At 58.9% G+C, this 12,928-nt stretch carries 14 protein-coding genes; 4 read left to right on the forward strand and 10 right to left on the reverse strand.

Going from position 1 to position 12,928, the window contains the following annotated elements; genetic code table 11:
- Window positions 1-35 precede the first annotated feature (35 nt).
- The 5 genes from BLV61_RS28335 to BLV61_RS28355 are packed head-to-tail and all read right to left on the reverse strand — an operon-like array spanning window position 36 to window position 4,007.
- Window positions 36-1,298 (reverse strand): NAD(P)/FAD-dependent oxidoreductase, encoded by a 1,263-nt coding sequence (locus tag BLV61_RS28335; RefSeq protein WP_090468930.1) that lies wholly within the window; start codon window positions 1,296-1,298, stop codon window positions 36-38.
- A gap of 26 nt (window positions 1,299-1,324) precedes the next feature.
- A complete protein-coding gene (locus BLV61_RS28340; RefSeq protein ID WP_090468934.1) occupies window positions 1,325-1,492 on the reverse strand; it encodes a rubredoxin in 168 nt (55 codons plus the stop codon).
- A gap of 52 nt (window positions 1,493-1,544) precedes the next feature.
- On the reverse strand, window positions 1,545-2,564 hold the full coding sequence (locus BLV61_RS28345) for a zinc-dependent alcohol dehydrogenase (protein ID WP_090468937.1): 1,020 nt from the start codon (window positions 2,562-2,564) through the stop codon (window positions 1,545-1,547).
- A gap of 22 nt (window positions 2,565-2,586) precedes the next feature.
- Window positions 2,587-3,063, reverse strand: a complete 477-nt coding sequence (locus BLV61_RS28350) for a MaoC family dehydratase (RefSeq protein ID WP_090468939.1) — start codon at window positions 3,061-3,063, stop codon at window positions 2,587-2,589.
- A gap of 41 nt (window positions 3,064-3,104) precedes the next feature.
- Window positions 3,105-4,007 carry an SDR family NAD(P)-dependent oxidoreductase gene (locus tag BLV61_RS28355; protein ID WP_208604216.1) on the reverse strand — a complete coding sequence of 301 codons (903 nt, stop codon included), beginning with the start codon at window positions 4,005-4,007 and terminating at the stop codon, window positions 3,105-3,107.
- A gap of 318 nt (window positions 4,008-4,325) precedes the next feature.
- On the opposite strand from BLV61_RS28355, the gene BLV61_RS28360 reads away from it, so the two are divergent.
- Window positions 4,326-5,072: a TetR family transcriptional regulator gene (locus BLV61_RS28360; RefSeq protein ID WP_139213660.1), complete on the forward strand. Its 747-nt coding sequence runs from the start codon at window positions 4,326-4,328 to the stop codon at window positions 5,070-5,072.
- 2 nt (window positions 5,073-5,074) lie between these two features.
- On the opposite strand, the gene BLV61_RS28365 is transcribed toward BLV61_RS28360, so the two are convergent.
- From BLV61_RS28365 to BLV61_RS28375, 3 genes are read right to left on the reverse strand one after another with little or no spacing between them, the layout of a single operon-like run.
- Complete coding sequence (locus BLV61_RS28365; RefSeq protein WP_139213661.1) at window positions 5,075-5,926, reverse strand: MaoC family protein; 852 nt, start codon at window positions 5,924-5,926, stop codon at window positions 5,075-5,077.
- Between the two features lie 58 nt (window positions 5,927-5,984).
- Window positions 5,985-6,785, reverse strand: coding sequence for an enoyl-CoA hydratase (locus BLV61_RS28370; protein ID WP_090468944.1), 801 nt, complete (start codon window positions 6,783-6,785; stop codon window positions 5,985-5,987).
- A gap of 20 nt (window positions 6,786-6,805) precedes the next feature.
- On the reverse strand, window positions 6,806-7,675 hold the full coding sequence (locus tag BLV61_RS28375) for a MaoC/PaaZ C-terminal domain-containing protein (protein WP_090468947.1): 870 nt from the start codon (window positions 7,673-7,675) through the stop codon (window positions 6,806-6,808).
- Between the two features lie 193 nt (window positions 7,676-7,868).
- On the opposite strand from BLV61_RS28375, the gene BLV61_RS28380 reads away from it, so the two are divergent.
- The 3 genes from BLV61_RS28380 to folE all read left to right on the forward strand — a co-directional run bounded on the left by BLV61_RS28380 (window position 7,869) and on the right by folE (window position 10,645).
- Window positions 7,869-8,732, forward strand: a complete 864-nt coding sequence (locus tag BLV61_RS28380; protein WP_090468948.1) for an SDR family NAD(P)-dependent oxidoreductase — start codon at window positions 7,869-7,871, stop codon at window positions 8,730-8,732.
- A gap of 51 nt (window positions 8,733-8,783) precedes the next feature.
- Window positions 8,784-9,971, forward strand: a complete 1,188-nt coding sequence (locus tag BLV61_RS28385) for a thiolase C-terminal domain-containing protein (RefSeq protein ID WP_090468950.1) — start codon at window positions 8,784-8,786, stop codon at window positions 9,969-9,971.
- 113 nt (window positions 9,972-10,084) lie between these two features.
- Complete coding sequence (folE, locus tag BLV61_RS28390; protein WP_090468951.1) at window positions 10,085-10,645, forward strand: GTP cyclohydrolase I FolE; 561 nt, start codon at window positions 10,085-10,087, stop codon at window positions 10,643-10,645.
- A 56-nt stretch (window positions 10,646-10,701) separates the two neighbouring features.
- On the opposite strand, the gene BLV61_RS28395 is transcribed toward folE, so the two are convergent.
- Together BLV61_RS28395 and BLV61_RS28400 are read right to left on the reverse strand one after the other, a co-directional pair.
- Window positions 10,702-11,751 (reverse strand): acyl-CoA dehydrogenase family protein, encoded by a 1,050-nt coding sequence (locus tag BLV61_RS28395; RefSeq protein WP_167361812.1) that lies wholly within the window; start codon window positions 11,749-11,751, stop codon window positions 10,702-10,704.
- Window positions 11,752-11,759: 8 nt separating this feature from the next.
- Window positions 11,760-12,920, reverse strand: a complete 1,161-nt coding sequence (locus tag BLV61_RS28400) for an acyl-CoA dehydrogenase family protein (RefSeq protein WP_090468955.1) — start codon at window positions 12,918-12,920, stop codon at window positions 11,760-11,762.
- Window positions 12,921-12,928 lie beyond the last annotated feature (8 nt).

Below are 12,928 nucleotides of genomic sequence, written 5' to 3' on the forward strand. Positions count from 1 at the left end.
CGGCGCCGGATACCCGGCGCTGCGGCCTGTATCAGTCAGGCGGGGGTAGTCGTTTGAGCGAGGATGTCCTTGATTGACATTGAATCGTCGACAAGGCTTTGGATGTCAGGTTTGTGTCGTCCCTGAACGAGCTTCTTGATCAAGGCGAATTCCAATTGGCGATTGATGCAGTCTGCAGCAATCACCATGCCCTCGCGCAGGTAGAACACGACAAACGAACGCAAAGCCGGCGATCCGCGCAGGCAGGTCTGGTCGTGACCCTGTGACAAGCCGACAGTTTGCAGTTTCAGGTCGTACTGATCGGACCAGAACCAAGGGACGGAACGATAGGGCAAGGGCTTGGCGCAGATCGCCAGTGCCGCCGTCCGGGCTTGCTCAATGGCGTTGGGAATCGACTCCAGGCGCAGCCGGCGACTGTAGAGCTCGCTTGGATGGCTGCAACAATCACCAATGGCGTGAATGAATGGGTCGCTGGTGTGAGTGTTCTCATCGACCACAATGCCATTGTCGATTTCAAGTCCCGCTTGCTCGGCCAGTTCGGTATTGGCAATGGCACCGATGCCGACCAAAACCAGATCGGCCGGGAACACACTGCCATCAAGGAGTTGAACCGATTCAACCCGTTCACCCGTGGTATCGAGATTCAAACGATCGAGTTGGGCATTGAGGTGCAGTTTTGCCCCTTCAGCCTGATGAGCGTGCTGATAGAAGCTTGAGACATCTGGGGCTGTTACACGTGCCAGAAGCCGGTCCATGCTTTCTATCAAATTGACCTTGAGCCCTCGCTTGAGGGCCACGGCGGCGACTTCCAGGCCAATGTAACCTCCACCAATGATGACCAGGCGTTTGCCTTCGAGCATTTGTTCGCGCATCTGCTGCGCATGAGCGAGGGAGCGCAAATAATGCAGGTTCGCCAGAGGGCGCTCCGGGGCCAGGTCGGCAAGAGGTCTCGGCCGGCTGCCGGTGGCGAGAATCAAATGGCTGTAGCCCAGGCTGCTGCCATCGGACAACTCAATGGTCTTTTGCGCGGCGTTCAGGCTCACCACCTGAACGCCGAGACGCGTCTCGATGTTGGCCTTTTCATAAGCGTCGGCGGGACGAATGAGCAAAGCCTGATCATCGACCGTACCGGCCAGAAAACCTTTGGACAGGGGAGGGCGCTGATAAGGCAGGCTGACTTCATTGCCAATCAGAACAACGCGCCCGGTGTAACCGTTCTGGCGCAGCGAAAAGGCCGCTTCGCAGCCGGCATGGCCGCTGCCGACAATCAGGGTGCAGCTGGATTCAGGTTGGCTCATTTACAGTCTCCCGGCGACGGCCTGTTTCAGGCGATTTCCAGCATGGCGAAGTCTTCTTTGGTGGCGCCGCATTCCGGGCAAATCCAGTCTTCGGAGACATCTTCCCAACGCGTGCCGGCGGGAATGCCCTCGGCCGGCGCGCCGAGTGCTTCGTCGTAGATGTAACTGCAAAAAAAACACTGCCACTTTTTCATGATCGTCGTGCACCTTCTTAGCGCGTGGAAATGGAGAGCTGTCGTTTAAGTGTCACGCCACCCTGACGACGACTTTGGCGGACAGTTCGGGGACCTGGGCCATGGCAAAGGCTTCGGCAAACTGAGCGAAATCGAACGAGTGGCTGAGCATTGGGGTGATATCGAGTTGTGAATCGCTGAGCATCTCGATGACTTCCGGAAATTCATCGGGATAGGAGAGGGAGCCGATCAGTACGAGCTCCTTGATCATCACCTGGATCATGTTCAGTTGAACCGGCTTCTTGTGCGTCGCCAGTACCACGATCCGTGATTTTTCCCCGGCCATGTCCACCATTTGCTCCAGCAGCGGGCCGTGCCCGGCACAGTCGATGTACAACGAGGCGTCGACCACGGGTAGCCCGGTGAGCTTGGCGGTTCGCATGCCCAGATATTCCTGGAGTGTTGACTGCAAATCCGCACGACCGGGATTGATGACATGGTCAGCTCCCAGTTGACGGGCGCGCTCCAGTCGCTCGTCGGTCAAGTCCACGGCAACCACTTTGGAAACTCCGCGGTACTTCAAGGCGGCAATCACACCCAGGCCGATCGGGCCCGCACCGAAGACAACGGCACGGTCTTGAGTATTAACGCCAGCCTGGTTCAGGCCATGCATACCCACGGCAATGGGTTCGGTCAGTACGGCGCGCTGGAAGTCCAGCGAGTCGGTCAAGGGAAACAGCGTTTCGCCCAGTCGTGCATTTCGCACCAGCAAGTACTCGGCAAAGCCACCGTGGTCAGGGTCCCCGGTACCAATGCGGCTGGAGCCCTTCATGGGATCGACCACCACTCGCAGGCCTGGCTGGATATTTTTTACATCACTGCCGACGGCGTGAACGGTGCCGACCAACTCATGCCCCAACGGTAATGGCTGACCGCCCGGTCGACCAATGTATCCGTCGCGGGCAAAGCCAAGATCGCTGCCGCAGATGCCAAACATAGCGACCTTTACAATCACATCGAGCGGACCGGCCTCAGGCATCGGCACGTCGACAATTCGCAGATCTTGAATGCCATACAAGCGTACTTGTTTCATCGGGAGGCCTCGTTGAGTGGGTTCAGCCGGCCAGATTGGCGCGGCCCTTTACCAGGCGCAGCGGCGTATAGACCATCACCACGGTGCCGTCCTGTTTGACCACTTGGTTGCGGGTGCGCACAAGCCCCATGCCAGGCTTGCCTTTGCTTGCCCTGGATTCAATGACTTCGACTTCAACGTGCAGTGTGTCGCCGGCAAAAGTCGGTCCTTTGATATCCAGTTCCGTGTGCAGGAAAGCCACGCCAACGCCTTGCAGGGCGGTCTGGAAGAGAAGCCCCTCCGCGAAGCAGAACACTTGCCCACCCGGTACCAGGCGGCCATTGAAGCCGGCCTCCTTGAGGAACTTGACGTTGGTGAACAACACTTCGAGCATTCCGGTCGCGGAAATGAAGTTGACAATGTCGGCCTCGGTCACGGTACGCCCGAGTGTTTTGAAAGTGCGCCCTACCGGGAGGTCTTCCCAGGGAAAGCCAATGCCAATGGTTTCGAGTTCGCTCATCTTGTTATCTCGTGTCTGATTGCAAAGTCGGGAACGAGGGATCAGATCGGATCCCAGGTAGTCAGCTCTGGTGATGGCGTGTTCGCATAAAAGGAGGTCTGCATGGCCGGTATCGCGTGTTCGGCGATGGTTTCTGCGGTCCAGCCCTCGCTGCGATGCACCGAGCGGATGACCCGGGATTGCGAGAACAGATAAATCTCGTTAGCGCGCACACCGAAGATCTGCCCGGAAACACCGGCCCCCGCGTCGCTCGCTAGGTACACGGCCAACGGGGCAATCTTGCGCGGCTCCATGAGTTTGAGTTTTTCCATGCGCGCAGCGGCTTCGGGGGTGTCGGTCGGCACTGAAGCGGTCATGGCGGTCCATGCCCAGGGGGCGATGCAGTTCGAACGCACGTTGTAGCGCTTCATGTCCAGTGCGATGCTTTTGGAGAGCCCGACCACGGCCATTTTCGCTGCTGCGTAGTTGGCTTGCCCGGGGTTGCCGATCAGGCCACTGGTGGAGGTCATATGGATGTAGCTACCGCTGGCCTGTTCTTTGAAATAGGGGGCAGCGGCACGGGCGACGTAGAACGAGCCATTGAGGTGCACGTCGACCACCGCCTGCCATTCCTCAAGGCTCATCTTGAAGAAGAAGCGGTCACGCACAATGCCGGCGTTGTTGATGACCGTATCGATTCGGCCGAACTGATCCAGCGCACATTCGACGATGCGGTGCGCGGAGTCCCACTGGGCAACGCTCTCGACGCTGGCCACGGCTTCACCACCCGCCTGGCGTATTTCATGGACGACGGCCTCGGCAGCGCTGCCGCCATCCGGGGTGCGACCCAGATCATTGACGACCACCCGCGCGCCCTCGGCGGCAAAAGCGAGGGCATATTCGCGGCCAATCCCACTACCGGCCCCGGTGATAACGACGACTTTGTCTTGAACCATGGATGGCATGCCCGTCTCCTGCGTATTGAGTGCGGTTTCCGATAAGGTTTGCGTGTCTGTGTGGCATAGATATGCTATCACCAATAACTGTCATTATGTCAGTTGTTGATTTGGCGCGGCAAGCGGTTGCTTCACCCTTTATGCAGTGAATCGATAGGGAAACAACTGTTGCGTGTGCGAGGTAGTTTCTATAGGTTTCACTAATAGCTGTTCGATTGTTGTTTTTTGATTGCCAATTGGCGCTGACGAACCGGTTGATGCAGTATTTTTTGTTTTCGGGTTAGCGATACCCGCATTTTTTCGATTTGATGGAGCGAGACTCAACCCATGGCAAACGACGTCACGATGAACAAGCAAGGCCAGACGCTCGGACGCAAAGGCTTGGAAACCCGGCAGCGGCTGATGTCCGCCACCCGCCGATTGCTCTATACGCACCCGCTGCCGGATATCACCGCAGTGGCGATTGCCAAGGCGGCGAGTACGTCATCGGCAAGCTTTTATATGTATTTCGATGATGTGCAGGATGTGCTGTATGCGCTGAGTCTTGATGCAGGCGAAGAGATGGCTGAAGTAGCGCGCTTGCTTGAAAAGCCTTGGGACCCTGCGCGTTACGAGGAGGAAGCGCTGCGTATTATCGAATCATTGAACATGGTCTGGAGCCGTCACCGCGAGGTACTGCGTTATCGGAACCTGGAAGCCGACCGTGGCGACCCTCGTTTCGAAGAGCTGCGTATGAACACCTATATCCCGTTCATCGAACGCTTTGCCAAGCTGATCCTGGCGGTCAACCCACCTTTGGGCGGGCGCAAGAAAGGCGACGCGTATGCCGAGGCCACGGTATTGCATGCGGCAATGGAGCGCCTGGCAGCGCTGGATCCGGTGGTCATGGAACGAGGGCTTGGTGCCAAGCGTGTCAATGCGGCCATTGCTCGAATCGTCGTGCAGACCCTGATCGGCCAGCCTTCCGACAGCGGCAGCATGAAAGCGACAGCGCTGGCCAAGCCCAAGCGTGGTGCTTCCAAAGCCACAGCTGAAGACGCTGTAGCTCCGGAGGAGACTGAAGCCCAGCCTTGATTTCAGGTTGGGTCGAACTCGATGAAGCCGTGGCTCAGCACCGGCGCATCGCGTTCGCAGGCGTGCATCTTGAACAGCGCAAAACCCGGGCGCACATGCCACAAGTCGATGCTCATGGTTTCACTTGTCAGCATCGGCCCGGCATAGCGCACGCCAATGGCGCGCAGGCGATCGGGTTCATTGTCGCAGGCCATTAGCAAAGCACCTCGCCCGGCCAAACCAAAACAGCCCAATCCGCGCAGCATGTATTGCTGCGTGTCCGCTTGCGCCTGCGCGGCGACCGCAATGTCGGCCGATAACCGGAACAAGGTGTCGGCGCCCTCGGGGGTACGGATTTCCAGCGTGCAATCAGGACGGCGATCAGGAATCGCTTCCGGGCGCTTTGAGGGTTGCGGCTGGCCGCCAAAGCCGCCGTTACCACGCAATACCGTGGTCACTTCGATGCTCACCAGCGGATGACCCTGCTCATCGCTGAGCAGTTGCTCCTGCACCATCAAGGCACCTTTGTCCCCTCGATCGAACACGTCTTTGATCTTCTGGGTCAGCACCACACTTCCTTCTACCGGCAGAGGGCGATGCACACGCAGGCTCTCCTGGGCATGCACCATCTGCTGCCAGACGATCCCGCTGCGCGGATCTTGCTGCCAGAACTCACCATCAGCCAAGGCTACTGCGCTCATTGGCAGGCCGGTCAATGCCGGGTTGTCATCGATAAAGCGGCTATCGATTTCCCGCCAGCTGGGGTCGACGCCCGCACCGAAACCTTTGGCGAAGCGAATGCTGTCCGCTCTGCTGTAGGTGCGAGTGGAGGCCGCAAACGGCCAGTTCATTAGCGTTTGATAATCAAGGGACACTACGGTTACTCCAGGCGATGACGCGGTTGGGCAGGCCCGCAGGCCTGCCCGTCGGGGCTCAGGATTGGGCTTTCTTGGCGGCTTCCAGCGAGGCGCGCATGCCAGCGGCGGCTACGGCGTAGTGCTCGTTGGTCGAGGTGCTGAGGATATGGGTGTCGAAGTGCGCCATGATCGAATTGCGGAAACCCATGATGTCAGCCGAGCGATTGATCGAACGCTTGAGCATGCGCAGGCCGATGGGCGGTGCCTTGGCGATGTGCTCGGCCATTTTCATGGTGTATTGCTCAAGTTCCGCGCGTGGCACCACATGGTTGACCATGCCCCATTCCTTGGCTTCGGTTGCGCTGATTCTCTGCCCGGTGAACAGAAACTCCTTGGCTTTGCGAATGCCCATCACCCAAGGATGGACCAGTGTTTCCACCGAGGCCGCAGCCAGGCTATGGGCGACCGGGTCGCTGAAGAAGGCGTCGTCGGCAGCGATCATGATGTCGCACATGTTGGCGACCATGAAACCACCGGCGATGCAGGCACCTTGCACCTGAGCGATCGTTGGTTTTGGAAAGTCCCAGATACGCAGGGCGTTGCCCAGGTAGTGTTCGCTTTCCCACAGCCAGTGCTGCTCGGGCGAGAATTCGCCGCGTTTCTCCATGCCATCCATCAAGTCGTGCCCGGCCGAAAAGTGCTTGCCTATGGCGCCAATGATAAGTACGCGGACATTGTCGTCCTTTTTCGCCAGATCCAGTGCGTGGTCGAGTTCGGCGAGCAAGTTTTCCGATTCGGCGTTGGCGTTGCCTGGCCGGTTATGACTGATGCGGGCCACGTGGCCGATGATTTCGTAGCTGATGTCTTGGTATTCCATGATGGTTTTCCTGTTGTCAGTCATGCGTCGAACTCAACGTAACCGTTGTTGAGGATGGTGATGTCGCGCTGTGTAGCAATCACTCTGAAAGAGGCCTGGCAAGGGCCTTCGCGCCAGGCTTCGATACGCACCGTTTCACCGGGATACATGGGGGCGGCGAAGCGCAGGTTCAGCTCCCGCAGTCGAGCGGGGTCGTTGTCGCAAAGCAGCTTGATCAATGCTCTGCCAGCCATTCCATAGCTGCTCATGCCGTGCAGGATCGGCTTGTCGAATCCGGCGAGGGCGGAAAAGGCCGGGTCGATGTGCAAGGGATTCAAATCTCCTGACAGGCGATAAATCACGGCCTGCTCAGGACGGCTTTCCAGCTCGATGCTCAAATCGCAAGGCCGGTCCGTGGGGACTGGATGCGGTTTGGGCTGGCCTTCGGCCGAGCCACCGAAGCCGCCGTTGCCACGCATGAAGGTCGACCACTTCGAGGTCGCCAGTAGCGTTTCAGTGCGCGCGCAGTAGATGCGCCGCGACATGTACATCACCGCACCCTTGTCAGCACCCTTGTCGAAAATTTCGTCGACCTGGTCACGGCCGATCACTTCACCGTGAGCGGGAAGGGGCTGATGCAGGGTCAGGAACTGTTCGCCATGCAGGACCTTGCTCAGGTCAATTCCGGTTTCCGGATCGGCCAGCCAGGATGCGCCGCCGGCCAGGATGCTGGCCATGGTCGGCAACGCCTTTAAGCCAGGCTCGTAGACGTACTGCAGGTCCTCGGCGGCGAGAGGGTTGCAGGTAGCGGCACCGACACCCAATGCATAAAGGATGGTGTCGCGTTCGCTGTAGGTTTGTCTGGCCTCTGGAATGGGCCAGTTTTTTATACGTTGGTAATCGAGAGACACGTTTTATTCCTCGGCCAGGGTGGTTGCTGAGCCATAGCATTGCCTTTAACATTAAAACTGTCAAATAGTCAGTTATGCGGTGTAGTATTCATGTGAGGCCGCTAAAAACAGGCCGTTCGGCACAAATTAGTGACTGAGGTTCAGTTGGATGTCCGAGGCCTCGCTCATAACAAGAACGTTTTGGAGACAGACAATGGCTTTATTGAGTGGGAAAGTCGCAATCATCACTGGTGCCGGGCGCGGGCTGGGTGCTGCCTATGCAACGTTGCTGGCCGCCGAGGGCGCGGCCATTGTGGTCAATGACCTGGGCCGCGACGAAAACGGTGCCTATATTGCCGAGTCAGTGGCCCAGGGGATTCGCGATAGCGGTGCCCAGGCAGTCGCCCACACCCAGGACATCTCGACCGTCGAAGGCGGTCAGACCTTGTGCGCAACCGCGCTGGAGCATTTCGGTCGTGCCGATATCCTGATCAACAACGCCGGGATCCTTCGCGACAAATCGTTCCTCAAGTTGAGCGAAGCGGATTGGGATGCGGTCATCGCGGTCAACCTCAAGAGCATGTACGCCGTCACTCAACCGGTATTTGGCTGGATGAAGGAGAACGGTGGCGGGGTCATCGTCAACACCTCTTCCACGTCCGGGCTGGTTGGCAATTTTGGCCAGGCCAACTACGCAGCGTCCAAATGTGGTGCCTGGGGCTTCTCCAATGTGCTGGCGATCGAGGCTGCAAAATTCGGCGTGCGGGTCTGGACGCTCGCACCGGCCGCGGTTTCCGCGCTGACCGCGCCATTGATGGACGAAATCAGCAAGGCTCAGTTGGCGCCCGAGCATGTGGCCCAGGTGGTGCTGTACATGGTCAGTGAGCTATCCGGCCAGCGCACCGGGCATTGCCTGTTTGCCTCCGGCCAGAGCGTGCGAGAACTGAAGCTGGTGTCGGCTGAAGGCATTCGTGGTGGTGGCGTCGATCCGCAGTTCAGTGCCCAGCGCCTGGCCGCTGAAGAGGGCAAGGTTTTCCGTTCGGAAACTGCTCTGACAATCATGGATTTCGCTCGTTAAGCAAGCACCGATCAACTCATCTCGGACGCGCATTGTCCTGTGGAGAGCAGCATGAGCAATAAAGTTCTGGTCGCCGGTGTTGGCATGGTCAAGTTCACCAAGCCCGGCAAGAGTGAAATGTATGACGTCATGGGCGCACAGGCGATTGCCAGTGCCCTCAAGGATGCCGGTATTGAATATGGTCAGGTACAGCAGGCGTATGCCGGTTTCGTTTCCGGTGACACCTGCTCTGGGCAGACCGCGCTATACCATGCGGGGTTGACGCAGATTCCGGTCATCAACGTGAACAACGCCTGTGCGAGTGGGTCTTCGGCCTTGTTTCTGGCGCGTCAGGCGGTCATGAGTGGCGTTGTCGATGTAGCCTTGGCCGTTGGTTTCGAACAAATGAATCCCGGTGCCCTGGCGGGCAGTGATGCCGCTGCCCGCACGCCGATCACTGTGCGTATCGATGAGGCCACTCGACGCATCCGTGGCTGGGACGAGCTGGCGCCCACTGGGCCTCAGTACTTCGGTGGGGCGGGTGCCGAGTACATGGAAAAATACAACGTGAGTGCCGAGCTGTTCGGTCGCGTCTCGGTCAAGGCTCGCAGCCATGCCGGGCGCAATCCTTACGCACTGTTCACTGACCCGTTGACCTTGGAACAGGTCATGGGTTCGCCGGCCATTTTTGGTCCATTGACGCGCCTGATGTGCTGTCCGCCGACCTGCGGCGCCGCCGCGACAGTGGTGGTGTCCGAAGCCTATGCACGCAAACATGGCCTGGCCAATTGCGTGGAGATCGCCGGCATGAGCCTGACCACCGACGGACCGCAAAGCTACGAGTCCGGCAGCATGATCCAAGTGGTCGGTGCTGGCATGACCTCGCTGGCTGCTCAGCAAGCCTATGCGCAAGCAGGTGTAGGGCCGCAGGACCTGGATCTGGTCGAGCTGCATGACTGCTTCTCATCCAATGAGATCATCAGCTACGAAGCCCTGGGCTTGTGCGCCGAAGGTGGCAGCGAACGTTTCGTTCTCGATGGCGACAACACCTATGGCGGCAAGGTGGTCACCAATCCATCCGGCGGACTGTTGTCCAAGGGGCATCCATTGGGGGCGACGGGCCTGGCGCAGATCGCTGAAGTGTCCTGGCACTTGCGCGGGTTGGCGGGTGATCGCCAAGTACCTGGCGCACGACTGGGGCTGCAGCATAACGTCGGGTTGGGCGGCGCCTGCGTCGTCACCATTCTGAAAAAGATCTGACCTCCAGCGCTCCAGGCCCAAGGGCTCGTTAGTTTTGCTAAACGAGCCCGCTTTCTTCCAGTCGATTGATTTGTCTGCGCAGGTGTTGGCCGGCGTGGTTTCGTGAGGGCGATATGAGCGAGCAGTTGTCGCAGCACTATCAGGCCATCCTTCAGGGGCTTGGTGAAAATGTCGAACGTGAAGGGTTGCTGGACACCCCAAAACGTGCGGCCAAGGCCATGCAGTATTTGTGTAATGGTTACCAGAAAACCGTCGAAGAACTTGTCAACGGCGCGCTGTTCGAATCGGACAACGATGAAATGGTGATCGTCAAGGATATCGAGCTGTACTCGTTGTGCGAGCACCATCTACTGCCGTTCATAGGCAAGGCGCATGTGGCCTACATTCCGTCCGGCAAGGTATTGGGCTTGTCGAAGATTGCCCGCATCGTCGATATGTTCGCGCGCCGTCTGCAGATTCAGGAAAACCTGACTCGACAAATTGCCGAAGCGGTCCAGCAAGTCACCAATGCGGTCGGTGTCGCCGTAGTGATTGAAGCCAAGCACCTGTGCATGATGATGCGCGGTGTGGAAAAACAGAACTCGATGATGACGACCTCGGTCATGCTCGGACAATTGCGCGAATGTACCAACACTCGCCAAGAGTTTTTGCAGTTGATCAGAAGCCAGAAGTGATACGAAGAAACTGAGAGCGTGCCGGCCCTGCAAGCAAGGCCGACAGCATCTTGATGCTAGGCAGACTGTTCCATCGGTTGGGTCAGCCTGCTCCACAAGGCCGCGCCGTCGCGGGCCAAAATCTGTTGCCCCAGACATTCTGTCCAGTAGTGTTCGCTGCCGGCATCCGCACGCCATTGCCACAGGCGTCGGGTGTAGTAGTGCAGGCTGTGCTCGTCGGTCACGCCAATGGCACCAAAGACCTGGTGGGCCATGGCGGCAGCGCGTCCCGCGGCCTTTCCAACCAGTGCCTTGGCCACGGCCGCCGCCTGGAACGGATTGCCTGCATCGATCATGCGTGCCGCGTACAAACCGGCCACCTGGGCGGCGGCGGCCTGGGAGGCCAGCTCGGCAATCATGTGTTGAATGGCCTGGAACTTACCGATCGGTTTACCGAACTGCACACGGGTGTTGGCATAGTCGACACAGAACTCCAGCACCTTGGCCAAGGCACCGGCCATCTGAATGCTTCTGAGCACAGCGATCAGCGGCTGCAGCGTGCTCGTTCCAATCGTTGGCGGTGCGGCTGCAAACTGTTCGGGACGCGCACCGCACAGGCTCCATTGTGCGCAGGGAAGGCGATCGAGGGTTTCGACTATTTGCTGCTCACCTTCGCTGGCGCGAACCAGGCAGAGGTACAAATCGCCTTCGCGCTCGGCGAGCAATACGACATGTTCGACCTGCGGCAACCAGCTCAATTGCGGGTCACGACCCTGCAAGCGATCTTGCCCATCCAGTTGATACACGCTGGTCGATACCGCCATGGGGCCTTCTGGTACTTGCAGTCCGGCACAGGAAAGCGCCCAGGCTGCGATGGCCGTTTCCCCGACAGGCAACGGAACCGCATGGGCGCCACACAGGCGCAACATCGGTTCACTCTCGGTCCAGCTCAGGCCGGCGCCGCCATGCTGTTCCTGACACATGGCAAGGGGGATGCCCAACTGCTCGATCTCGACCCAGAGGGCTGTCGCCGGGCGGCCATCTTCAGCATCGACCCAGGTCTGGCGATCGATACGGTCAGTGAAGAGTCGGTTCACTTGTTCTGCGAGCATTTCGCTGATGTTCATGTCTTCACTCATCGCAGTCCAAGCCCCTTGGCAATGATGCCGCGCAAAATTTCGCGTGTTCCGCCACGCAGGGAGAAGCTCGGCACGTTCTGTACGAGGAAACCCTGCAATTCACTCAACTTGTTACCACTGACAAGGGTGGATGGCGTGTCGAGCAATTCGCGCACGAGCTCCGGGATTCGTTGTTCATGGGTATTGCCCAGGTCCTTGACCAGGGCGGCTTCCTTGGCAGGGGAGTGGCCATCCTGAAGTTGGCCAAGGATGGACAGTGACATCTCGCGCAACACCGTCAATTCCGCGTAGGCCTCTCCCAGTTTGCGTGCCGCCAGACGGTCGGCCTTGTGGTCGCCATGCAGGGCTTCGATGGTCAAGGGCAGCAGAGGAAAGCTGCTCATATAGCGATCCGGTTGGCTGCGCTCGAAAGCTAGCTCCGCCGTGGCCTGGCTCCAGCCATCGCCTTCCTGCCCCACCAGCATATCGTCGGGGACGAAGACATCTTCGAAGACGACTTCATTGAAATGCGCTTCGCCGGTCAGATCGTGGATGGGGCGTACTTCGATGCCGGATGAGCGCATGTCGATCAGGAACTGCGAAAGGCCTTTGTGGCGCTCCGAGTCAGCACTGGCACCCGTGCGGAACAGCCCGATCATGAAGTCGCACAGGTGTGCGTTGGTGGTCCAGACTTTGCGGCCATTGAGTCGCCAGCCACCGTCGACACGGGTAGCGCGAGAACGCAATGAAGCCAGGTCAGAGCCCGAGTCGGGTTCACTCAGGCCAATGCAAAACGAAGCCTGACCTTTGACGATGAGGGGTATGAAGCGGCGACGCTGTTCTTCGCTGCCCAGGCGCAAGAGCAGGGGGCCGCTCTGTCGGTCGCCGAACCAGTGCGCACCCAGCGGCGCGCCGGCGGCGAGCATTTCCTCGACCACCACGTATCGCTCAAGGCCCGAGCGCTCGTGGCCGCCGTAGGCTTTGGGCCAGGTCATGCCGATCCAACCGCGGCGACCGACTTCAAGGCTGAATTCGCGGTCGAAACCCGTCCAGGAGTGACCGATCTTCCAGCCTGACCATTGGCTGGCGCTGTCCTGCAGAAAAGACCGGACTTCCTGGCGTAATGGCTCCAGGGCAGCAGGCAATTGCAAGGGTTTGAAACTGAAGGTTGAAGTCACGGCAGATC

This window comes from Pseudomonas mohnii, assembly GCF_900105115.1.
In the GTDB taxonomy this organism is placed as follows: Bacteria; Pseudomonadota; Gammaproteobacteria; order Pseudomonadales; family Pseudomonadaceae; genus Aquipseudomonas; species Aquipseudomonas mohnii.

What these genes read in the sequence shown, in the direction of transcription:
- BLV61_RS28350 (WP_090468939.1), bottom strand. Translation starts at nt 3,063, where the DNA reads ATGAGCGAACTCGAAACCATTGGCATTGGCTTTCCCTGGGAAGACCTC.
- BLV61_RS28345 (WP_090468937.1), bottom strand. Translation starts at nt 2,564, where the DNA reads ATGAAACAAGTACGCTTGTATGGCATTCAAGATCTGCGAATTGTCGAC.
- folE (WP_090468951.1), top strand. Translation starts at nt 10,085, where the DNA reads ATGAGCGAGCAGTTGTCGCAGCACTATCAGGCCATCCTTCAGGGGCTT.
- BLV61_RS28380 (WP_090468948.1), top strand. Translation starts at nt 7,869, where the DNA reads ATGGCTTTATTGAGTGGGAAAGTCGCAATCATCACTGGTGCCGGGCGC.
- BLV61_RS28385 (WP_090468950.1), top strand. Translation starts at nt 8,784, where the DNA reads ATGAGCAATAAAGTTCTGGTCGCCGGTGTTGGCATGGTCAAGTTCACC.
- BLV61_RS28340 (WP_090468934.1), bottom strand. Translation starts at nt 1,492, where the DNA reads ATGAAAAAGTGGCAGTGTTTTTTTTGCAGTTACATCTACGACGAAGCA.
- BLV61_RS28360 (WP_139213660.1), top strand. Translation starts at nt 4,326, where the DNA reads ATGGCAAACGACGTCACGATGAACAAGCAAGGCCAGACGCTCGGACGC.
- BLV61_RS28335 (WP_090468930.1), bottom strand. Translation starts at nt 1,298, where the DNA reads ATGAGCCAACCTGAATCCAGCTGCACCCTGATTGTCGGCAGCGGCCAT.
- BLV61_RS28355 (WP_208604216.1), bottom strand. Translation starts at nt 4,007, where the DNA reads ATGCCATCCATGGTTCAAGACAAAGTCGTCGTTATCACCGGGGCCGGT.
- BLV61_RS28395 (WP_167361812.1), bottom strand. Translation starts at nt 11,751, where the DNA reads ATGAACATCAGCGAAATGCTCGCAGAACAAGTGAACCGACTCTTCACT.
- BLV61_RS28370 (WP_090468944.1), bottom strand. Translation starts at nt 6,785, where the DNA reads ATGGAATACCAAGACATCAGCTACGAAATCATCGGCCACGTGGCCCGC.